Below are 3,977 nucleotides of genomic sequence, written 5' to 3' on the forward strand. Positions count from 1 at the left end.
ACGGTGTAGGGCGGCGTGAAACCGGGGCTGGCGAACATGGCGGCATTCTGCGTTCAGGGCCGGCCATGGTGCCGGTGCGGGTACCGGGCGTCTTGAACGCCAGTGATCAGGCCGGCGGCAGCGAAGCGTCTGCGGCACCGAGCGGCCGCTGCATCAGCAGCGTGTCCAGCCAACGACCGAACTTGAAGCCGACCGAGACCAGCGTGCCGGCATGCTGGAAGCCCATCCGGCGGTGCAGCGCGATCGAGCCGGCGTTGCCGCTGTCGCCGATCACCGCCAGCATCTGCCGCCACGGCCCGGCCTCGCAGCGCCGGATCAGCAGGTCGAGCAGCGCGCTGCCGATGCCTTGGCCGGCGCGGTCGTGCGCGACGTAGACCGAGTTCTCCACCGTGTGGCGGTAGGCCGGCCGCGGCCGGTAGGGCGTCGCATAGCAGAAGCCGACCACCGCGCCGTCGACCTCGGCGACCAGGTAGGGCAGCTGCGCGGCCAGCACCTGGGCGCGGCGCGCCTTCATCTCGTCGACGCCGGGCGCCGTGGTCTCGAACGAGGCCGAACCGTGCAGCACGTGGTGGGCATAGAGGCGCTGGATGGCCGGGACATCGGCGTCGGCGGCATCGCGGACCTGCAAGGGGAGGGATGTGTTCATGGCGCCCATGCTGCCTGCCGCGTTCACATCAATGAAGTGGATCAGAATCATGCAATCCATGAGTTTTTCTTTGCCATGAACAGCCTGAACCTCGAGCACCTGAAGGCCTTTGCCGCGGTCATCGACAGCGGCAGTTTCTCGGCGGCCGCCGAGCGGCTGTCGCTGTCGCAGCCGGCGGTCAGCCTGCAGATCCGTCAGCTGGAGAAGCGCCTGGGCGCGACGCTGATCGAACGCGTCGGCCGGCGTGCGAAGCCGACCGCTGCCGGCGCCGAGTTGCTGATCCATGCCGGCCACATCGATGCCGCGGTCGCGTCGGCGATCAACGCGGTGGCGCCGCACGCGAGCGGCGCACTCGGCCGGCTGCGCCTGGGCACCGGGGCGACCGCCTGCACCTACCTGCTGCCGCCGCTGCTGCGCGACCTGCGGCAGCGCTACCCGCGTGTGGAGATCACCGTCACGACCGGCAACACCGCCGACATCGTCAAGGCGGTCGAGGAGAACAACATCGACCTCGGCCTCGTGACGCTGCCGGCCGGCGGCCGCTCGCTCGAGGTCACGCCGGTGTGCGACGACGAGTTCGTGCTGGTCGCGCCGCGCGACATGGTGCTGCCGGCACGCATCACCGCCGCCGTGCTGGCGCGGTTGCCGGTGATGGCCTACGAGCCCGGCGGCAACACGCGGCGCCTCGTCGACGACTGGTTCGCGCGCAGCGGCATCACGCTGCAGCCGGTGATGTCGCTGGGCAATGACGAGGCGATCAAGGCGATGGTGGCGGCCGGGCTGGGCTGCGCGATCCTGACCGCGATGCCGGCCGAGCGGGAGCGGCGCAGCGGCGCGCTGCAGGTGCGCTCGCTGTCACCGCGGCTGCACCGCACGCTGGCGATCGTCGTGCGGCGCGACAAGAAGCTGCACCGCGTGCTCGGCGAGACGATCGCGGCGCTGAAGCAGCTGGGTTAGATCCTGTTGACCTAAGGCTGCGGGTGGCCGATCGGCGCGGCGACGGACCGGCCCACCCCATGCTCAGACACCCAGCCGACCAGCCACAGGCCGGCGAGGATGCCGGCCGCCGCGGCCGCCTGCGTCAGGCCCGGCATCCGGTGCGCGTTCCACAGGAAGACGCTGGTCGCGCCGAGCAGCACCAGGAACAGCCCGCCGGCCACGAGCGCCGCCGCGCGCGAGCGGTGCGGGTCGTACTTGCGGCGCGCCGCGAGATCGAACGCCGGCTTCGGGAAGCGCTCGGCCACGTCGGCCGGCCGCCAGCCCGGCGGCTCGATCCACACCCGCAGCTTGTCGCGCCAGCGCCGCGCATGCCAGGCGTCCTGGAAGAGGTCCCAGTAGACGTGCAGGTTGGCCCACAGCGGGTTCCAGCTCGCGAGCGGCGTGCGCGTGCCGTAGACGCAGGGCTCGGCATCGTCTTCCTCGATGAAGCTGCCGAACAGGCGGTCCCAGACGATCAGGATGCCGCCGTAGTTCTTGTCCAGGTACTTGTCGTTGACGGCGTGGTGCACCCGGTGGTTGCTGGGCGCGCAGAACCAGCGGTCGAACCAGCCGAGCCGGCCGATCTGCTGCGTGTGCACCCAGTACTGGTAGAGCAGGTCGACCAGCGCGACGACGCCGAACACCAGCGGCGGGAAGCCCGCCACCGCCATCGGCAGGTAGAAGATCCAGCCGAACAGCCAGCCGGTGCTGGTCTGGCGCAGCGCGGTCGACAGGTTGTACTCCTCGCTCTGGTGGTGCACCGCATGCGCAGCCCACAGCACCGCGACGGTGTGCCCGAGCCGGTGGTGCCAGTAGTAGCAGAAGTCGTAGACCAGCAGGCCGGCGACCCAGACCCACGCCGCGTCCTGCGGCAGCGGGTGCAGCGCGAGCGTCTCGAACACGAGCGCGTAGAGGCCGACCATCAGCAGCTTGCTGAACACGTTCAGCACCTGGCTCATGATGCCCAGGCCGATGCTGTTCAGCGCATCGGCCGTCACGTAGGTGTTGCGGCGGCGAACGATGCCGACCGCGAACTCGATGCCGATCAGCAGCAGGAACAGCGGCGTCGCGAGGACGATGATCTGGGAATCGGTCATCCGGCGATGGTGACGCGCCCGGCGCGCCGCGACCACGGGACTTTCACCGCCCTCGGGTCGGGTTCAGACCAGGCAGCCGCGCGCGTCGACCGGCCACACGCCTTCGACGACGCCGCCGGCCAGCCCGCCGCGCACCGCGACATACCGGTCGTGCAGGTTGACCGTCGGATCGCAGTGCCCCGGCACCAGCCAGACCGTGTCGCCCAATTCCGGCAACGCATCGCGCCCCGGGTGCAGGATGCCGTGCTCGTCGCCGCCGTTGGCGAACACCAGGTCGCGCTGCCAGGGGCACGGCAGCCCGCTGTCGATCGCATGCGACTTGTGGCCGGCGTCGACCACCGCATGCGACGCGCCGCGGCTCACCACCTGGCTCTTGACGAACAGCGCATGCTCGAACACCGGCGCGCCCGGCGCCGGCTGGTTGTCGGCGTAGTCGCGGTCCATGAACAGGTAGCTGCCGGCCTGCAGTTCGCCGTACACGCCGCTGGCGGCCTCGAACGCGAAGCTGCCGGTGCCGGCGCCGGTGACCAGCGGGCACGCGATGCCGGCCCCGGTGATCGAGGCCTGCGCGGCCCGCACCAGCGCCACCGCATGGCGGATGGCCGCCGCGCGCTCGTCGGCGGAGCGCAKGTGCTGGGCCTTGCCGTGGTAGGCCTGCAACCCGGCGAAGCGCAGGCCGTGCGACACCACCTGGTGCGCGAGCGCGCCGGCCGCGGCGGGTGCCACGCCGCAGCGGCCCTGCCCGACGTCGATCTCGACGAACACGTCGAGCGACGTGCCGGCCGCCTTCAGCGCGAGCGCGAGGCGGTCGATGCCGAGTGATGAGTCGACAGCGATCGCGAGCCGGATGCGGCCGGCCAGTGCCGCCACGCGCGCCAGCTTGGCCGCGTCGACGATCTCGTTGCTGATGTAGATGTCGGCGACGCCGCCGGCCGCCAGCGCCTCGGCCTCCGACAGCTTCTGCACGCACACGCCGACCGCGCCGGCCGCGACCTGCAGCGCGGCGATGCGGGCGCTCTTGTGCATCTTCGCGTGCGGGCGCAGCTTCAGGCGGTGCTCGCGGGCGAACGCGGCCAYGCGCGCCAGGTTGCGCTCCATCGCGTCGAGGTCGATCACCAGTGCCGGTGTCGGCACGGCCGCGACCGGGTCGCCGACGCGCGGCTGCATCATGCCGCGTGCCCTGCGCGGTCGGTGGCGGCCAGGCCGGTCGCGTTGCCGGGGTCGTCGAGCGACGGGCCGTCCAACCCGCCCAACCC

At 71.5% G+C, this 3,977-nt stretch carries 3 protein-coding genes and 1 pseudogene; 1 reads left to right on the plus strand and 3 read right to left on the minus strand.

All coding sequences use genetic code 11. The features are described from left to right. Positions 1-106: 106 nt before the first annotated feature. Positions 107-646, minus strand: a complete 540-nt coding sequence (locus tag AC1D12_RS27045) for a GNAT family N-acetyltransferase (protein WP_477844103.1) — start codon at positions 644-646, stop codon at positions 107-109. Between the two features lie 75 nt (positions 647-721). Here AC1D12_RS27045 and AC1D12_RS27050 point away from each other — a divergent pair, with 75 nt between their 5' ends. After that, positions 722-1,603, plus strand: coding sequence for a LysR family transcriptional regulator (locus AC1D12_RS27050; RefSeq protein ID WP_477825847.1), 882 nt, complete (start codon positions 722-724; stop codon positions 1,601-1,603). A 152-nt stretch (positions 1,604-1,755) separates the two neighbouring features. On the opposite strand, the pseudogene AC1D12_RS27055 reads toward AC1D12_RS27050, so the two are convergent. Both AC1D12_RS27055 and AC1D12_RS27060 read right to left on the minus strand, forming a co-directional pair. Next, positions 1,756-2,721, minus strand: a pseudogene (locus tag AC1D12_RS27055) (sterol desaturase family protein); the annotation flags it as partial. 63 nt (positions 2,722-2,784) lie between these two features. Then, entirely contained in the window at positions 2,785-3,891 is a 1,107-nt protein-coding gene (locus AC1D12_RS27060; RefSeq protein WP_477844105.1) for a DSD1 family PLP-dependent enzyme, read from the minus strand. Positions 3,892-3,977: the final 86 nt, after the last annotated feature.

This window comes from Rhizobacter sp. P1_G5 (genome assembly GCF_056405435.1).

Bases quoted from the DNA above. Each gene is read 5' to 3' on its own strand.
- AC1D12_RS27045 (WP_477844103.1), bottom strand. From the start codon at position 646: ATGAACACATCCCTCCCCTTGCAGGTCCGCGATGCCGCCGACGCCGAT.
- AC1D12_RS27050 (WP_477825847.1), top strand. From the start codon at position 722: ATGAACAGCCTGAACCTCGAGCACCTGAAGGCCTTTGCCGCGGTCATC.